The organism is Mycobacterium cookii, from assembly GCF_010727945.1.
Taxonomy (GTDB): domain Bacteria; phylum Actinomycetota; class Actinomycetes; order Mycobacteriales; family Mycobacteriaceae; genus Mycobacterium; species Mycobacterium cookii.
The window spans coordinates 4,928,954-4,946,511 of sequence record NZ_AP022569.1; the positions used below are offsets into that span (position 1 = coordinate 4,928,954).

At 66.1% G+C, this 17,558-nt stretch carries 16 protein-coding genes; 2 read left to right on the plus strand and 14 right to left on the minus strand.

Features of this window, described 5'->3' with window-relative positions; genetic code table 11:
• Window position 1: 1 nt before the first annotated feature.
• Window positions 2-253 carry a three-helix bundle dimerization domain-containing protein gene (locus tag G6N27_RS23200; protein WP_179963325.1) on the plus strand — a complete coding sequence of 84 codons (252 nt, stop codon included), beginning with the start codon at window positions 2-4 and terminating at the stop codon, window positions 251-253.
• A 112-nt stretch (window positions 254-365) separates the two neighbouring features.
• Entirely contained in the window at window positions 366-1,673 is a 1,308-nt protein-coding gene (locus tag G6N27_RS23205) for an FAD-dependent oxidoreductase (protein ID WP_163780514.1), read from the plus strand.
• Here the strand turns inward: G6N27_RS23205 and G6N27_RS23210 are convergent.
• From G6N27_RS23210 to G6N27_RS23275, 14 genes are read right to left on the minus strand one after another with little or no spacing between them, the layout of a single operon-like run.
• Window positions 1,670-2,449, minus strand: a complete 780-nt coding sequence (locus tag G6N27_RS23210; protein WP_163780516.1) for an enoyl-CoA hydratase — start codon at window positions 2,447-2,449, stop codon at window positions 1,670-1,672. The genes G6N27_RS23205 and G6N27_RS23210 overlap by 4 nt on opposite strands.
• Complete coding sequence (gene nuoN, locus G6N27_RS23215) at window positions 2,446-4,050, minus strand: NADH-quinone oxidoreductase subunit NuoN (RefSeq protein WP_232064765.1); 1,605 nt, start codon at window positions 4,048-4,050, stop codon at window positions 2,446-2,448. The genes G6N27_RS23210 and nuoN overlap by 4 nt, the downstream gene beginning before the upstream one ends.
• Complete coding sequence (locus G6N27_RS23220; RefSeq protein ID WP_163780518.1) at window positions 4,047-5,621, minus strand: NADH-quinone oxidoreductase subunit M; 1,575 nt, start codon at window positions 5,619-5,621, stop codon at window positions 4,047-4,049. The genes nuoN and G6N27_RS23220 overlap by 4 nt, the downstream gene beginning before the upstream one ends.
• Window positions 5,621-7,507, minus strand: a complete 1,887-nt coding sequence (gene nuoL / locus G6N27_RS23225; protein ID WP_163780521.1) for an NADH-quinone oxidoreductase subunit L — start codon at window positions 7,505-7,507, stop codon at window positions 5,621-5,623. The genes G6N27_RS23220 and nuoL overlap by 1 nt, the downstream gene beginning before the upstream one ends.
• A 4-nt stretch (window positions 7,508-7,511) precedes the next feature.
• Window positions 7,512-7,811: an NADH-quinone oxidoreductase subunit NuoK gene (gene nuoK, locus G6N27_RS23230; protein WP_163780523.1), complete on the minus strand. Its 300-nt coding sequence runs from the start codon at window positions 7,809-7,811 to the stop codon at window positions 7,512-7,514.
• A complete protein-coding gene (locus tag G6N27_RS23235) occupies window positions 7,808-8,590 on the minus strand; it encodes an NADH-quinone oxidoreductase subunit J (protein ID WP_163780526.1) in 783 nt (260 codons plus the stop codon). Before G6N27_RS23235 ends, nuoK begins: the two co-directional genes overlap by 4 nt.
• Complete coding sequence (gene nuoI / locus G6N27_RS23240; RefSeq protein ID WP_163780527.1) at window positions 8,587-9,147, minus strand: NADH-quinone oxidoreductase subunit NuoI; 561 nt, start codon at window positions 9,145-9,147, stop codon at window positions 8,587-8,589. Before nuoI ends, G6N27_RS23235 begins: the two co-directional genes overlap by 4 nt.
• Window positions 9,140-10,387 (minus strand): NADH-quinone oxidoreductase subunit NuoH, encoded by a 1,248-nt coding sequence (nuoH, locus tag G6N27_RS23245; RefSeq protein WP_163782230.1) that lies wholly within the window; start codon window positions 10,385-10,387, stop codon window positions 9,140-9,142. Before nuoH ends, nuoI begins: the two co-directional genes overlap by 8 nt.
• Before the next feature lie 52 nt (window positions 10,388-10,439).
• Window positions 10,440-12,836 carry an NADH-quinone oxidoreductase subunit G gene (locus G6N27_RS23250; protein ID WP_163780530.1) on the minus strand — a complete coding sequence of 799 codons (2,397 nt, stop codon included), beginning with the start codon at window positions 12,834-12,836 and terminating at the stop codon, window positions 10,440-10,442.
• A complete protein-coding gene (nuoF, locus tag G6N27_RS23255; protein WP_163780532.1) occupies window positions 12,833-14,155 on the minus strand; it encodes an NADH-quinone oxidoreductase subunit NuoF in 1,323 nt (440 codons plus the stop codon). Before nuoF ends, G6N27_RS23250 begins: the two co-directional genes overlap by 4 nt.
• Window positions 14,155-14,976, minus strand: coding sequence for an NADH-quinone oxidoreductase subunit NuoE (gene nuoE, locus G6N27_RS23260; protein WP_163780534.1), 822 nt, complete (start codon window positions 14,974-14,976; stop codon window positions 14,155-14,157). Before nuoE ends, nuoF begins: the two co-directional genes overlap by 1 nt.
• Window positions 14,973-16,265, minus strand: coding sequence for an NADH dehydrogenase (quinone) subunit D (gene nuoD / locus G6N27_RS23265; protein ID WP_163780536.1), 1,293 nt, complete (start codon window positions 16,263-16,265; stop codon window positions 14,973-14,975). The genes nuoE and nuoD overlap by 4 nt, the downstream gene beginning before the upstream one ends.
• Window positions 16,265-17,005, minus strand: coding sequence for an NADH-quinone oxidoreductase subunit C (locus G6N27_RS23270; RefSeq protein WP_163780538.1), 741 nt, complete (start codon window positions 17,003-17,005; stop codon window positions 16,265-16,267). The genes nuoD and G6N27_RS23270 overlap by 1 nt, the downstream gene beginning before the upstream one ends.
• Entirely contained in the window at window positions 17,002-17,556 is a 555-nt protein-coding gene (locus G6N27_RS23275; RefSeq protein WP_163780540.1) for a NuoB/complex I 20 kDa subunit family protein, read from the minus strand. The genes G6N27_RS23270 and G6N27_RS23275 overlap by 4 nt, the downstream gene beginning before the upstream one ends.
• Window positions 17,557-17,558: the final 2 nt, after the last annotated feature.

Below are 17,558 nucleotides of genomic sequence, written 5' to 3' on the forward strand. Positions count from 1 at the left end.
GATGCCGCAAGAAGAGCGGGTGTTGCTTCATGGGGTGCAACGTCGCCTCGCGAATAAGCACGCCGCGCTTCCCGTCGATCACATTGCCGCCGTCGTGCAGCACGCGTATTCGCAATTTCAGAGTTGCCGGGTACGCGAATTTCTGCCGTTGCTAGTTGAGCGCCGCGCCGAAGAAGAACTCGAGGAGCTCAGTTTCCTGCGCCCCGAACTCGCGGCGGCCGCGTTGGGGGAGTTGGGCGTCGCGGCGGTATAGCCGCCTGAACCACGTTGGTCGACCGCCGTTTTCGCATCGCGGGTTCCGGCCGTATTGCGGAGGTATGTCTGTACGGTAGGCCCGCATAGGGGTTGTCGGCCGGGGGGTGCGGGTGAGCAAGCTGGGGGCGCGAGCTGTCGTCTGCGGCGCGGGCATGGGTGGACTGCTCGCCGCGCGGGTGCTCGGTGATTTCTACGACGGGGTGACTGTCGTCGAGCGGGACACGCTGACCGACGCCGGCGAGCAGCGTCGCGGAGTTCCGCAAGGCCGGCACTTCCACGTGCTGTGGAGCCGCGGCGCCCAGGAGCTGAGGCGACTGTTCCCCGGCATCCACGACGACCTCGTCGCCGCGGGCGCGGCCGTCTGCGACGACGGTGACCTGTCCCGGGTGTCGATCCGGGTGGCCGGCCACGAGCTGAGCCGAGCGGGCAAATTCAGTGATCCGTCGGCGGTGACGTTGCACCTGCTGAGCCGTCCATTGCTGGAGGCCGAGGTCCGGCGGCGAGTCAGCGCCATCGACAACGTGGAGATCCTCGACGGCCACGACGTCGTCGAACCGATCGCGCCGACACCGCAACGGGTGACCGGCGCCCGTATCGTCAACCGCGAGACCGGTGTCGAGCAGCGACTGGACGCCGACCTGGTGGTCGACGCGATGGGGCGCGGCGGCCGTACCCCGGCCTTTCTGGAGGACCTGGGCTACCAACGACCGGTCGTCGAGCGTTCCACGACGAGCGCCAACTACGCCAGCCTGCTGATGCGCATCCCCGAAGGCATCATCAAGGAGAAGATGACCTTCGTCGTCCCGGAGCCGAAAAAGCCTACCGGCGGCGCGTTTTCGATGTACGAGCACGACACCTGGATCTTCACGCTGACCCGCGTCGCGGATAACGAGCCACCCGAGGACCTGACCGGAATGATCCGGATGGCAACGCAATTCGCACCTCCCGCGCTGCTGCGGGCGCTCAAGCGAGGCGAGACCATCAGTGAGATTTCGGTCTTTCGCTACCCAGGGGCGACCTGGCGGCGGTACGACAAGGTAGACCGGTTCCCCGCGGGCTTTCTGGTGTTCGGCGACGCGATCTGCAGCACCAACCCGATCTACGGGCAAGGCATGACCGTCGCCGCGCTCGAGGCGAGAGCATTGCACGACGCGCTGGCCGAGGCCGACGGCGACCTGAGCCGACGGTTCTTCGCGCTGGCTGCCGAGCAGATCGGCCCGCTGTGGGCGTCCAACCAATTCAACGACCGCTACATGGACGACGGCAACCCGGAGCACGCGCCGTCGAAAGAGCTGCTGGACTTCCGCGAGGCAATGCTGTCCGCCGCTGAAAGCAGTCCGGCGATGGCCGAAAAGCTGTACCGGTCAATGAATCTCGTCGACCCGCCGACCGACTACAGTCCGCTGTTGACCAGCTAACGCTGCGGCGGAATCTGGCTGCGGTTGCGCTCGGTGACCTCCGCGAAGCGATCTTTGAGACCGGCCTGGTCCAGCGTCTGGGCACCGGCGATCGCCTGTTCGGCAGCCAGCGCCGCGTCGGTGGTTGTCGCCACCCCGGTGACGTAGATGTCCTTGAGGCCGGCCATGATCGGCGCGGGCACTTCGGCGATCTGCCCGGCCAACTCGACCGCCCGTGGCAGCAGTCGGTCGTGCGGCACGACTTCGGTGACCAGCCCGATGCGCTCGGCGCGGGCGGCGTCGACCACCTCGCCGGTCATCGACAGTCGACGTGCCATCGCCGCGCCGACCACCTGCGGCAGCCGCGCCGTCATCCCGCCGCCCGGCAGGATTCCGACCCGGGCGTGTGTGTCGGCGAAAACCGCACGCTCGGAAGCGATGAGGAAGTCGCAGCCCAGCGCCATCTCCAAGCCACCGGTGAACACCGCGCCGTTGACGGCGCCGATGATCGGCTTGTGCATCAGTGCGGTCTGGCGGATGCAACTCTGCCGCTGGAACTGCTCGAAGTACACCGAGCCGAGTCGCTGCGCCGCTTTGAGGTCGACGCCCGCGCAGAATGCCGGGTCGGCTCCGGTGAGCACCACAACCCGCACCGACGGGTCGTCGTCCGATTCCCGCAACGCCGCGTAGAGCGTCTCGATGAGCTCGGGGCTCAACGCATTTCGTGCCGCGGGTCGATTCATGGTCAACACCCGGACCGCGCCGGTGTCGTCGCTGAGAACCAACGCGTCGGTCACGAGATGAACTGCGAGGCCTGCCGAACGAGATCGAGCAGCGGCTGGGGGAACACACCCAAGCCGATGGTGACGATCGCGCACGCGGCGATGGCCGCCTTACTCCAGAAGCTCGGCATCACAACGTGTACCGGCTCGGCATGCGCTTCGGTGAAGAACATCAGCACGATCACCCGGACGTAGAAGTAGGCGGCGACCGCGCTGGCCATCACACCGATGATGACCAGCGGCACCGCCCCGCCGCTGGCCGCTGCCTGGAACACCGCGAGCTTGCTGATGAACCCGCTGGTCAGCGGAATACCGGCGAACGCCAGCAGGAACATCGAAAAGAGCAGGCCGACAACGGGATAGCGCTGCCCCAACCCGGCCCAGTGCGCCAGGGTGGCGTCCTCGTCACCGTGGGCGTCACGGATCAGGCTCACGACCGCGAACGCTCCCACAGTGCTGAAGCTGTAGGCGATGAGGTAGAACATCGTCGCCGCGAGACCGATCGAGTTGTCCGCGATCACACCGGTGAGGATGAAACCGACGTGCGCGATCGACGAGTAGGCCAGCATCCGCTTGACGTCGGTCTGGGTCACCGCCGTGACGGTGCCGACCGCCATGGTCAGGATCGCGATGGCCCACAACACTGGTCGCCATTGGTCTTGCAGCGGCGGCAGCGCCACGTAGAACACTCGCAGCAGCGCGCCGAACGCGGCCACTTTGGTGGCTGCGGCCATGAACCCGGTGATCGGAGTCGGCGCACCTTGGTAGACGTCGGGAATCCACGAATGGAACGGAACGGCGCCGACCTTGAACAGCAGCCCGACCGACAACAGCGCAATGCCGAGCAACGCCGTCGAATGTTTCTGTTGGCCGGCTAGCGCGTCGGCGATGGCGGGCAATGACAATGTGTCGGTGGCGCCGTAGAGCAGCGCAACGCCGTACAGGAAGAACGCTGACGAGAACGCGCCCAGCAGGAAGTATTTCACCGCCGCTTCCTGGGATAGCAGGCGGCGATGACGGGCCAGCCCGCACAGCAGATACAGCGGCAGCGACAGCACTTCCAGCGCCACGAACATGGTCAACAGGTCGTTGGCGGCCGGGAACACCAGCATGCCGCCGACAGCCAGCATCGTCAGCGGGAACAGTTCGGTCTGCGCCGCCCCGGCGCGTTCCGCTTCGTGTTCGGCGGCGCTGTCGGGCACCGCGGAGGCTTGCGGCGTGAAGGAGTCCAGGCCCGCGGGGGCGTGGACAGTCGCTGTCGCGGCGCCCGGGCCCGCGGCCGGGTTGTCGCCTCGGTAACGCTCGGCGAAGAAGAGGACGGCCAATACCGCGACCAACAGGATGGCGCCCTGCAGGACCAGGGCGGGGCCGTCGACCGCGAGCGCATTGAGCACGGCGCTGCGGCCCGGGGGGTCGAGTTGCCGACCGACGACGACGACCGCGACGAACGCGGCGATCAGACCGCCGAGCGCGAGGAGAACCTGTGTGCCGTAGCGGACGCGGCGGGGCAGGAAGGCCTCGACCAGAACACCGGCGATGGCGATACCGAAGACGATGAAAATCGGTGACAGCAGCCCATATTCGACGCTCGGAGTGGGCATGGGAGTCGAGGTCATCGGTGCGGTCCTTCCGCCATCCCAGGTACGTGCGCAGTGCCAGGCCGCACGATGGGTGCAGGGTCATGCTGGCCGATGGTCGTCATGGTGTTGCCCACCGCGGGATTGATGATGTCCAACACCGGCTTCGGATAGATCCCGAGCACCAGCAGCAATGCGATCAACGGTGCGACGACGAAGATTTCGCGTGGCACCAGGTCGCGTATCCGTTCGTTGCCCTCGGCGACGGGCCCGGTCATCAGCCGTTGGTAGAGCCAGAGAATGTAGATCGAGGACAGCACGAGCGCGGTCACGCCGAAGGCGGCCGCCAACCAGTAACGGTTGTATGCGCCGACCAGGACCAGGAATTCGCTGACGAACGGCGCCAGGCCCGGCAATGACACGGTGGCCAGACCGGCGATCAGGAACGTCCCGGCCAGGACGGGGGCCACCTTCTGGACGCCGCCGTACGCGGCGATCGACCGAGTGCCGCGCCGCGATATCAGGAAGCCGGCGATCAGGAACACCGCCGCGGTCGATATGCCGTGGTTGAGCATGTACAGCGTCGACCCGCTCTGCCCCTGGGTGGTCATCACGAAGATGCCGAGAATGATGAAGCCGAAGTGCGAGATCGACGTGTAGGCGATCAGTCGCATGATGTCGGTCTGTCCGATTGCCACGATCGCGCCGTAGATGACCCCGATCACCGCCAAGACCACGATGAGCGGGCGGAAATACGTTGACGCGTCGGGGAACAACTGCAAGCAGTAGCGCAGCATGCCGAACGTGCCGACCTTGTCCATCACCGCGGTGATCAGCACCGCGGTCGCCGGGGTCGACTCCACCGCCGCGTCGGGCAGCCAGCGGTGGAACGGCCACAGTGGCGCCTTGATGGCGAACGCGAACATGAAGCCCAGGAACAGCGCCTTCTCCACGGCCGACGACGTCCCCAGCGAACCGGTCGTCACGGCGGCGACGATCTGCCGGAAATCGAATGTCCCGGTGCCGTGCTCAGCGGTCACCACGTACAGGCCGATCACCGCGGCCAGCATGATCAGACCGCCGACGAGGTTGTACAGCAAGAACTTCACCGCGGCGCGAGAGCGCTGGACGCCGCTGCCGAAGCCGCCGATGAGGAAGTACATCGGGATGAGCATCGCTTCGAAGAACACGTAGAACAGCAGCACGTCCAGCGACACCACCGAGATCACCACCATCGACTCGATGGTCAGCGTCAGCGCGATGTAAGCCTGTGTGCCGCGCGGTTTCTCGCCGCCGTCGTTCCAGCCCGCCAGCAACAGGAACGGCACCAGAACCGTGGTCAGCAGCACCAGCACCAGCGCGATGCCGTCGACGCCGAGGGTGTAGCCGGCACCGAATGTCGGTATCCAGCGGTGGGATTCGACGAACTGGTAGGTCGGCCCGCCGGCCTTGAAACCCAGCCCGACGCCGATCGACAGTGCCAGCACGGCCACCGACACGGCCAGGCCGAGCCACCGGGCGAGCTTGCCGGCCGCGGGCGGCAGCAAGATGATCACGACGGCGCCGACCAACGGCAACAGCCAAAGGACCGTCAGCCACGGCACGTTCATTACGTCCACAGTTGCACCGCCAGAATCGCCACGGCCACCAGTGCCGCTCCCGCCAACATCGACAACGCATAGTTGCGGGCGAATCCGGTCTGGAACCCGCGCAGCCACTGAGAGGTGCGGCTCACCAGATCGGCCAACGCGTTGACTGAACCATCCACGCCCTTGTCATCGAACTCCACCAGCGTGTGCGTGAGTTGCGCACCCGGCCGCATGAACACTTCCTCGTTGAACGCGTCGCCGTAGAGGTCTCTGCGGGCGGCGACGGTCAGCACCGACACATCGGCGGGGGCCGTCTCGGGCACCGTCCGGCCGAGGTAGCGCCACAGCGCGATCAGGAAGCCGATGGCGACGACGCCGACTGCGACGGCGCTGACCACCCACTTCGGCCCGGCGTGCGAGCTCTCCTCGAAAGTGGTCACCGGCTCCAGCCAGTGCTGCAGCGTGCCACCGAAGCCCAGCAGCCCACCGGCGAACACCGATCCGAACGCGAGAATGATCATCGGCCAGGCCATCGACGCGGGCGCCTCATGCGGATGTGCGTCGGCGGCCCAACGCTTTTCGCCGAAGAACGTCATCAGCATCACCCGAGTCATGTAGAACGCGGTGATCCCGGCGCCCACCAGGGCGGCGCCGCCGAGCACATAACCGGTGACGCCGCCTGTTCCCAGCGCGGCTTCGATGATCGCGTCTTTGGAGAAGTAGCCCGCGAACGGCGGCACGCCGATGATGGCCAGGTAGCCGAGCCCGAACGTGGCGAAGGTGATCGGCAGTGCTTTACGCAACCCGCCGTAGTGGCGCATGTCCTGCTCGTCGTGCATCGCGTGAATGATCGAGCCGGAGCCGAGGAACAGTCCGGCTTTGAAGAAGCCGTGCGTCAGCAGATGCAGGATCGCGAACGCGTAGCCGGCCGGACCCAGGCCGGCGGCCAGCACCATGTAGCCGATCTGGCTCATCGTGGATGCCGCCAGCGCGCGCTTGATGTCGTCCTTGGCGCAGCCGATGATCGCACCGAACAGCAGCGTCACCGTGCCGACGATGATCACGCCGAGTCGGGCGTCCGGGGACAGGCTGTACAGCGGGTTGGACCGCACGATGAGGTACACCCCGGCGGTCACCATGGTGGCCGCGTGAATCAGGGCCGACACCGGAGTGGGGCCTTCCATCGCGTCACCGAGCCAGGCCTGCAGCGGGACCTGAGCGGATTTCGCGCACGCACCCGACAGCAGCAGCAAGCCGATCGCGGTGAGAGCGGCGTGGTTGGCGCCGGCGGCCAGGCCGAACACCGCAGAGTAGTTCAGCGTGCCGAAGTTGGCGAAGATCGCGAAGATCGCCAGCGCCAGGCCGGCGTCGCCGACCCGGTTCATCACGAAAGCCTTCTTCGCGGCGGTGGCCGCGGTCGGCTTGTGGTACCAGAACCCGATCAGCAGGTAAGACGCCAGGCCCACGCCTTCCCAGCCGAAGTAAAGGACCAGGTAGTTGTCGGCGACCACCAGCAGCAGCATCGCCGCGAGGAACAGGTTGAGGTAGGCGAAAAACCGTCGGCGATCGGGATCTTCGGCCATGTAGCCGACCGAATAGATGTGGATCAGCGAGCCGACCCCGGTGATCAACAGCACGAAGCAGATCGACAACTGGTCGACCTGCAGACCGAAGTCCACCTGGAAGCCGCCGACCGGAACCCAGGAGAACAAGGTCGCGTTGATCGAGCGGGCGTCGCCATGCCGACCGAGCATGTCGTTGAGCAGCGCCACACCCACGCCGAACGATGCCAGCGCCGTCAGACAACCCAGCAGATGTCCCCAGCGATCGGTGCGCCTGCCGCCGAGCAGCAGGATCGCGGCACCCGCCGCGGGCAGCGCGACGAGCAGCCAAGTCAAATGTGTCATCCCCTCAGCCCTTGAGCAGGTTGGCGTCGTCGACCGAAGCCGATTTGCGGGCACGGAAAATCGTCATGATGATGGCCAGCCCGACCACCACCTCGCAGGCGGCGACGACCATCGTGAAGAAGGCCACCATCTGACCGTCGAGGTGACCGTGCAGCCGGGAGAAGGTGACGAAGGCCAGGTTGACGGCGTTGAGCATCAGTTCGACGCACATGAACATCACGATCGCGTTGCGCCGCAACAGCACACCGGCAGCGCCGATGGTGAACAGCAGCGCCGAGAGATACAGGTAATTCTGCGGATTCATGACGCACCGTTCTGACCGTTGGAACCCTTGATGGCCGGTACGTCCGGGGGGTCGAAGGTACGGATTTCGAGGACCGCGGGCACCGACAACCGGGAGTACGACCCGTCCGGCAGCCGCGCGGCGGAGTCGACCGCGTTGTGCCGTGCGTAGACGCCGGGACCGGGCAGCGGCGTCGGGTGACCGCCGGCCCGGAACCGTTCGATGGACAACTCGCGCTGCGTCTTTCGACGTTCGAACCGCTCCCGGTGCGCGAGGATCATCGCCCCGATGGCCGCGGTGATCAGCAGCGCGCTGGTCAATTCGAACGCCCAGAGGTACTGGGAGAAGATCAGCGTCGCCAACCCCTGGACGTTGCCGCCGGCGTTGGCCCGGGTCAGCCCGTTCAGATCGCCAGTGGCCACGTTGCCGATTCCGGCGATGAGCACGATGCCGAAGCCGACACCGGCGATCACCGCGGCAACTCGTTGTCCGCGAAGGGTTTCCACCAGCGACTCGGCCGAGTCGACGCCGATCAGCATCAGCACGAACAGGAAGAGCATCATCACCGCGCCGGTGTAGACCACGATCTGCACGACGCCGAGGAACACGGCGTCTTCGATCATGTAGAACACCGCGAGGATGATCATCGTCAACGCCAGAGACATGGCGCAGTAGACCGCGTTGGCGGCCATCACCACGCCCAATGCTCCGACCACCGCCAGAATGCCCAGCACCCAGAAGGTCACCGCCTCGCCGGTGGACGTGCGGGTGATCACGTCGGCGGCCAGCAGAGTCGTCACTTCGAGACGTCCGAAATCGGCAGTTGGCGAAGGCCTTCTGCGGTGATGTTGCCGCGGTAGTAGTCCGCGTCGGTCGATCCTTCGGCCCTGGGGTGCGGTACCGGGGTCATGCCTTCCAGCATCGGAGCGAGCAGGTTGACCTTCTCGTAGATCAGATCGGCACGGTTGTCGTCGGCCATCTCGTAGTGATTGGTCATCGTCAACGCGCGGGTCGGACAGGCTTCGACGCACAGCCCGCATCCGATGCAGCGCAGATAGTTGATCTGGTAGACGCGGCCGTAGCGTTCGCCCGGCGAATATCTGGCCTCGTCGGTGTTGTCGGCGCCTTCGACGTAGATCGCGTCCGCCGGGCAGGACCATGCGCACAGCTCGCAGCCGATGCACTTCTCCAAGCCGTCGGCGTAGCGGTTCAACTGATGACGGCCGTGGTAGCGCGGTGCTACCGGGCCGGGGTTCTCCGGATACATCTCGGTGATCGGGCGCTTGAACATCGCCGCGAACGTCACGCCGAATCCGGCGAGGGAACTGAGGAACTTAGGCCGGTCAGATTTAGCCATTGGCCACCTCCTTGGTCGCCGGTGTCAGCGCTTTGCCAGGCAGCTGCGGCGTGGGAAACGCGGGCTCGAGCGGTGCTGCCGCGGCCGACTCCGTGCGGCGTCGCTTCTTGCGGAGCTGCCTGTTGCTGAACGGCCGCTGCAGCAGATAGAGGAGCACGGCGGTGACGGCGACGCTGGTGCCGACCAACACTGGCGTCCAGTGCGGATACCCCTGGTTACGCAGGGTGCGGATCGCGGCGGCGATCAGCGCCCAGACCAGCGATACCGGGATCAGGATTTTCCAGCCGAGCGCCATGAACTGGTCGTAGCGCAGTCGCGGCAGCACACCCCGCAACCAGATGTAGATGAACAGGAACAACCACACCTTGGCGGTGAACCACAGCACCGGCCACCATCCGCTGTTCGCGCCGTCCCACATGTTCAGCGGCCACGGCGCGTGCCAGCCACCCATGAACAGCGTCGCGGCCAGCGCGGAAACCGTGGTCATGTTGATGTATTCGGCGAGGAAGAACATCGCGAAGCTCAGCGACGAGTACTCGGTGTGGAAGCCGGCGACCAGTTCGCCTTCGGCTTCGGGCAGGTCGAACGGCGCCCGGTTGGTTTCGCCGACCATGGACACCAGATATGTGCAGAACGACGGCAGCAGCAGGAAGATGTACCAGACCCGGTTTTGGGCCGTCACGATCTGCGATGTGGACATCGTTCCGGCGAACAGAAACACCGTCGCGAACGACAGCCCCATCGCGACCTCGTAGGAGATCACCTGCGCGGTCGAGCGCACCCCGCCCAGCAGGGGATAGGTCGAACCCGACGACCATCCCGCGAGCACGATGCCGTACACGCCGATCGACGACAGCGCGAGAATGAACAGCACCGCCACCGGCAGGTCGGTCACTTGTAGCGGCGTCCAGTGGCCGAACACCGACACCTGCGGTCCGAACGGGATGAACGCGAAGGCGGTGATCGCCGGGATTGTCGAAATGGCCGGTGCCAGTAGGAAAATCGGCTTCTCGACGCCGAACGGGATGATCGGCTCCTTAAGCGCCAGCTTGATGCCGTCGGCCAGGCTCTGCAGATAGCCGCGGGGGCCGACCCGGTTGGGTCCCCAACGCATCTGCATCCGGCCGAGGATCTTGCGTTCGGCGAGGATCGCGACCAGCACCGTCAGCACCAGGAACACGAAGACGAGCAGCGCCTTGGCCAGGATCAGCCACCAGGTGTCGTGCCCGAAGCCAGGAATCATTTGCGCCACTCCTCAGCATCGCTTCGCTCTGCATCGTCGAAGGCGGGAATCACTTGGAGGCTCCAATCTTCACCACGGCGCCGGGCGTGACGCCCAGTTGCCGGTGCACTGCCGAACCCGGGGAGTTCAGCGGCAGCCAGACGACGTGGTCGGGCATCTCGGTGATCGCCAACGGCAACGTGATCTCGCCGTGCGACGTGCTGACCGTGACGTTGTCGCCCTCGTTGGCTCCGGTCGCCTCGGCTGTCGCTGCCGACAACCGCACCACCGGGGTGCGCGCGGTGCCGGCCAGGTGCGGCTCGCCGTTCTGCAGCAGCCCGTCGTCGAGCAGCATCCGCCAGCTCGCCAGCACGGCCTCACCGGTGCCGGGCTTCGGCGCGGCCGCTGCGGCGACGGTCGGCGTCGCGGCAGGCGTGCCGTCCCAGGTGCCCAACCCGACCAACTCCGCGTGGGCGGCCTCGACGGTGGGGAATCCCAAGTCGATGCCCACTTCGTCGGCCAGCGTGTCGAGCACGCGAAGGTCCGGGGTGGCGGTGGGCGGCAGCGCGCCGGAGAAGCTGCGGTGCCGCCCTTCCCAGTTGACGTAGGTTCCGGCTTTTTCCGCCGCCGGGGCGATCGGGAAGACGACGTCGGCGCGCTCGGTGACCGCGCTGTGCCGCAACTCCAGGCTCACAACGAATCCCGCGGCGTCCAATGCGGACAGCACCGCGGCAGGGTCGGCGAAGTCGTCTGGCTCGATGCCGCCGACCAGCAGAGCGCCCAGCGAACCGTCCTTGGCGGCGGCCAGGATGGCATCGGCGTCTCGCCCAGGTGTGGACGGCAATTCGTCGACGTGCCAGCCCTGCAAAATCTGCGCGCGGGCGGTCTCGTCGCTCAGCGGGCGACCGCCGGGCAGCAACCCGGGCAGCGCGCCGGCCTCCAGCGCGCCGCGTTCGCCAGCCCGGCGCGGCACCCAGGCGAGCTTGGCGCCGGTCGCATCGGCGAGTTTGGCCGCGGCCGACAATCCGCCGGGCACAGCGCCGAGACGCTCGCCGACCAAAATGATGGCGCCGGGTTTGGAAAGCTGGGTCAGTACATCGCTGCCGGCGAGCCCGTCCAGTGCGGCGGCCTCGCCGCCGGGTGCTGTTTCGATCAGCGTGCCGTGCAGCTTCTTCAAACCGCTCGTCGCGAACGGCGCGATCGCGTGCACCTTCAGGCCGTGCTTGCGCGCGGCCTTACGCAGCCGCAGGTACACGATCGGCGATTCTTCCTCCGGCTCTAATCCGGCGAGCAGTACCGCCGGCGCCGCTTCCAGGTCGGAGTAGCTGATCGTGAGCGTCCTACCGGCGACGCGGGCCGCCAGGAACTCGGTCTCCTCGGTGGAATGCGGGCGCGCACGGAAGTCGATGTCGTTGGTGCCCAGCACAATTCGGGCAAACTTCGAGTACGCGTAGGCGTCCTCGACGGTCAGCCGGCCACCCGGCAGCACGCCGGTGCCATTGGCGGAACTGAGACCCTCGATCGCCGCGGCCACCGCGTGCGGCCACGATGCCGGCGCCAACTCGCCGTCCGCGCCACGCACCATGGGAGTGGTGATGCGGTCGCCCTGGGTCGCGTAGGTGAATGCCCAGCGGCCTTTGTCGCAGTTCCACTCTTCGTTGACTTCGGGCTCGTCGCCGGCCAGTCGGCGCAGCACCTTGCCGCGGCGGTGGTCGGTGCGCTGCGAGCACCCCGATGCGCAGTGCTCACAGACGCTCGGGCTGGACACCAGGTCGAACGGGCGGGCGCGGAACCGGTAGGCGGTGCCGGTCAGCGCGCCGACCGGGCAGATCTGCACGGCGTTGCCGGAGAAGTACGACTCAAACGGTTCGTTGGCGTAAATGCCGACCTGCTGCAGCGCGCCACGTTCGAGCATCTCGATGAACGGGTCGCCGGCGATCTGCTCGGAGAACCGGGTGCAGCGCGCACACAGAATGCAGCGTTCGCGGTCCAGCAGGACCTGCGAGGAGATGTTGATCGGCTTGGTGAAGGTGCGCTTGACGTCCTCGAAGCGGGAATCGGGCCGGCCGTTCGACATCGCCTGGTTCTGCAGCGGGCACTCGCCGCCCTTGTCGCACATCGGACAGTCCAGCGGATGGTTGATCAGCAAGAGCTCCATCACGCCGTGCTGCGCCTTGTCGGCGGCCTCCGAGCTGTATTGTGTGCGGACCACCATGTCGTCGGTGACCGGGATGGTGCACGACGCCATCGGCTTGCGCTGACCCTCGATCTCGACGAGGCACTGACGGCATGCGCCGACCGGATCCAGCAATGGGTGGTCGCAGAACCGGGGGATCTGCACGCCGATCAGTTCGGCCGCACGGATCACCAAAGTGCCTTTGGGAACGCTGATTTCGGTGCCGTCGATGGTCAGCGTCACCAGCTCCGGCTCGGCAACCTTCTTTCCGGTGTCAGCCGTTTGGGTCATGAGGCTCCGTTCGGGGCGAGCATGGACAGCTTGGGGTCGAACGGGCAGCCGCCGCCCTCGACGTGCGCGATGTATTCGTCGCGGAAGAACTTCAGCGACGACGCGACCGGGCTGGCGGCGCCATCGCCCAACGCGCAGAACGACTTTCCGAGAATCGCGTCGGCGATATCTTCGAGCTTGCCGAGATCCTCGACGGTGCCGTGCCCGGATTCCAGGCGGTGGTAGATCTGGCTCAGCCAGAACGTGCCTTCGCGGCACGGCGTGCACTTGCCGCATGACTCGTGCTTGTAGAAGTCGATCCAGCGGCCGACCGCTCGCACCACGCAGGTGGTCTCGTCGAAGATCTCCAGCGCCTTGGTGCCGAGCATCGACCCGGCCGCCCCGACGCCTTCGTAATCCAGTGGCACATCGAGGTGTTCGTCGGTGAGCAGCGGCGTTGACGACCCGCCCGGCGTCCAGAACTTCAGCGTGTGTCCGGCCCGCACGCCGCCGGCGTAGTCGAGTAGCTCGCGCAGGGTGATGCCCAGCGGCGCCTCGTACTGGCCCGGCTTGGTGACGTGCCCCGATAGCGAATACAGCGTGTAGCCCGGCGATTTCTCGCTGCCCATGGACCGGAACCAGTCCACGCCGTTGAAGATGATCGACGGGACGCTGGCGATCGTCTCGACGTTGTTGATCACGGTCGGGCAGCCGTACAGGCCGGCGACGGCGGGGAACGGGGGACGGAGGCGCGGCTGGCCGCGGCGGCCCTCCAGCGAGTCGAGCAGCGCCGTCTCCTCGCCGCAGATGTAGGCGCCCGCACCTGCGTGCACCACCAACTCCAAGTCGTAGCCCGAGCCGCCGATGTCGCGACCGAGGTAGCCGTTGGCGTAGGCCTCGGCGACCGCGTTCTGCAGGCGTCGCAGCACGGGCAGCACTTCACCGCGGACGTAGATGAACGCATGGCTGGCCCGGATCGCGTACGACGCGATGATCACGCCTTCGACCAGGACGTGCGGGGTGGCCAGCATCAGCGGAATGTCTTTGCAGGTACCGGGTTCCGACTCGTCGGCGTTGACCACCAGGTAGTGCGGCTTCGCGGCGGCACCGCTGTCGCCCTGCGGGATGAACGACCACTTGGTTCCGGTCGAGAAGCCGGCGCCGCCGCGGCCGCGCAGCCCGGAATCCTTGACGGCTGAGATCACCGCGTCGGGGTCCATTTTCAGGGCTTTGTCCAGCGCCTTATAGCCGTCGTTGCGGCGGTAGGTCTCCAGCGTCCACGATTCGGGGTCGTCCCAGAATCGGCTCAGCACCGGAGCCAATGGTGTTGGCGCTCCCATTATTTGGCTTCTCCTGCGGGCGGTGTCGATGTTTTGTGCCGCTCCTCAGCATCGCTTCGCTCTGCATTGTCGCCGGCACGCATGTTGTGTTCCTTGGCGACCTCGAGACCGGCCAGTGTCGGGGCACCGGCCCCGCCCTGGCCCTCGTCCGGCCGCTGGTCAGGGAAACCGGCCAGGATCCGCTCGGTCTCCTTGAACTTGCACAGGTTGCCGCGGGTGGGGGCCGGTGGGTTGCCGGAACGCAGCCCGTCGACGAGAGTCTTTGCCGATTCCACGGTTTGGTTGTCGTAGAACTCCCAGTTGACCATCACGACGGGGGCGAAGTCGCACGCCGCGTTGCACTCGATGTGCTCCAACGTGACCGACCCGTCGCCGGTTGTCTCGCCGTTGCCGACGCCGAGATGCTCTTTGAGCGAGTCGAAGATCGCGTCGCCGCCCATCACCGCGCACAGCGTGTTGGTGCACACACCGACCAGGTAGTCACCCGTCGGCCCGCGCCGGTACATCGTGTAAAAGCTTGCGACAGCGGCGACTTCGGCGCCAGTCAGGCCGAGCTGTGCGCTGCAGAATTCCACACCGGCGGGGGTGATGTAGCCGTCCTCGGACTGCACCAAGTGCAGCAGCGGCAGCAGTGCCGAGCGCGGGCTGGGGTATTTGCCGATGATCTCTTTGGCGTCGACCTCGAGTCGCGCCTGCACGTCGGCCGGGTATTCCTGCGGGGCGCCGTCGGTGACGAATTGGCCGGGCTCCTCGGGTGGGGGGCCGAGCCGGATGAATACTCGCTCGCCGTTGTTGCCGGCGCCGGGCACCTCTGCGGTCATCGGTCCACCCCACCCATTACCGGGTCGATACTGGCGACCGCCGTGATCACGTCGGCGACCATGCCGCCTTCGCACATCGCCGCTACGGCTTGCAGATTCGTGAACGACGGGTCCCGGTAGTGCACCCGGTACGGTCGGGTGCCGCCGTCGCTGACCATGTGCACGCCGAGCTCACCGCGGGGCGATTCGACGGCGACGTAGACCTGCCCGGCGGGCACCCGGATGCCCTCGGTGACGAGTTTGAAGTGGTGGATCAGCGCTTCCATCGAGCCGCTCATGATCTTGGCGATGTGCTCGGGCGAGTTACCCAAACCGTCCGGGCCGACTTTCAGGTCGGCCGGCCACGCGATCTTGCGGTCTTCGATCATGGTCGGGCCGGGCTTCAGTTTGTCCAGACACTGTTCGACGATCTTCACCGACTCCGACATCTCCTTGACGCGAATGATGTAGCGGCCGTAAGAATCACAGCCGTCATCCGTGATCACGTCGAACTCGTAGTCTTCGTATCCGCAGTACGGCTCGGTGCGGCGCAGGTCGTGCGGCAGTCCGGTGGATCGCAGACACGGCCCGGTGACCCCGAGCGCCATACAGCCGGTCAGGTCCAGGTAGCCGACGTCCTTGGTGCGTGCTTTCCAGATGGCGCTCTCGTTGAGCAGGTCGCCCATCTCGCGCAGTGCGACCTTCAACTTCTTCAGGGCCTCGGCAATCTCGGTCTGCGCGTTGGGCGGCAGGTCCTGCGCGACGCCGCCGGGCCGGATGTAGGCGCTGTTCATCCGGAGACCGGTGATCGACTCGAACAGGCTCAAGATGATCTCGCGACCCTTGAAGCCGACGAACATCGGCGTCATCGCGCCCAGTTCCATGCCGCCGGTTGCCAGCGCGACGAGGTGCGAGGAGATCCGGTTGAGCTCCATCATCAGCACCCGGATGACGTTGACCCGTTCCGGGATCTCATCGGTGATGCCGAGTAGCTTCTCCACGCCCAGGCAGTAGGCGGTCTCGTTGAAAAACGGTGACAGGTAATCCATCCGGGTCACGAACGTGACGCCCTGCGTCCAGTACCGGTATTCGAGGTTTTTCTCAATGCCGGTGTGCAGGTAGCCGATTCCGCACCGCGCATCGGTAACGGTCTCGCCCTCGATCTCCAGGATCAGCCGCAGCACGCCGTGGGTGGACGGGTGTTGGGGCCCCATGTTCACGACGATGCGTTCGCCGGGCTCGCCCTTGCGTGCCGCCTCGACGATCTGGTCCCAATCTTGGCCTTGGACAGCCACGATGGTTTCGCTCATCAGTTGTATGACCTCCGCTGGTCGGGCGGTGGAATCTTGGCGCCCTTGTACTCCACCGGGACGCCGCCGAGTGGGTAGTCCTTGCGCTGCGGATGCCCCTCCCAGTCGTCGGGCATCTCGATGCGAGTGAGCGAGGGGTGGCCGTCGAAGATGATGCCGAAGAAGTCGTAGGTCTCGCGCTCGTGCCAGTCATTGGTCGGGTAGATCTGGAACAGCGAAGGGATGTGCGGATCGCTATCTGGCGCAGCGACTTCCAGTCGTACGCGGCGATTGTGGGTGATCGACGACAGCGGGTAGACCGCGTGTAGTTCGCGGCCGGTCTCGTCCGGGTAGTGCACGCCGTTGACGCCCAGACACAATTCGAAACGCAGCTGTGGATCGTCGCGCAGCCGGCGGGCGACCTGCGGCAGAAGCTCGCGGCGGACATGCAGTGTCAACTCGTTGCGGTAAACGACGACTTTCTCGACGGCGTCCGCGAATTCGACGTCCTCGTCGGCCTTCAACGCTTCGGCCAGTCGGTCGACCACCTCGTCGAAGTAGAAGCCGTACGGGCGCGGGCTGCCGTCGTCGATGGTGACCTGGCGGACCAACCGCCCGTAGCCCGACGTGTCACCGCTGCCGCGCACACCGAACATGCCGCGGCGCACACCGATGACATCGGGGCCGGACTTCTCGGCGTCTACCGGAGCGCCACCCACCTCGCTCGCCGCCCGCTTCGGGTCGTGTTCGGGTGAACTCATCGGAGCAGCCCGAGGTGCTCGATCGTCGGCCGCACCGAGAGCGCCGCCTGCTCGGCCTCGGCGATGGCCTGTTCGCGGTTGACGCCCAACGGCATTTCTTGAATCTTGTCGTGCAGCTTGAGGATTGCGTACAGCAGCATCTCCGGGCGCGGCGGGCAGCCGGGCAGGTAAATGTCAACCGGGACAACATGGTCCACGCCCTGCACGATCGCGTAGTTGTTGAACATGCCGCCCGACGATGCGCAGACGCCCATCGCCAGAACCCATTTGGGCTCGGCCATCTGGTCGTAGATCTGGCGCAGTACCGGTGCCATCTTCTGGCTGACGCGGCCGGCCACGATCATCAGGTCGGCTTGCCGCGGCGTCGCCGAGAACCGCTCCATGCCAAAGCGTGCGATGTCGAAACGTGGCCCGGCAGTGGCCATCATCTCGATCGCGCAGCAGGCCAATCCGAATGTCGCCGGCCACAACGAGTTCTTGCGAAAGTATCCCGCGAGAGTTTCGACGGTCGTCAGCAAGAAACCGCTTGGCACCTTCTCTTCCAAGCCCACGT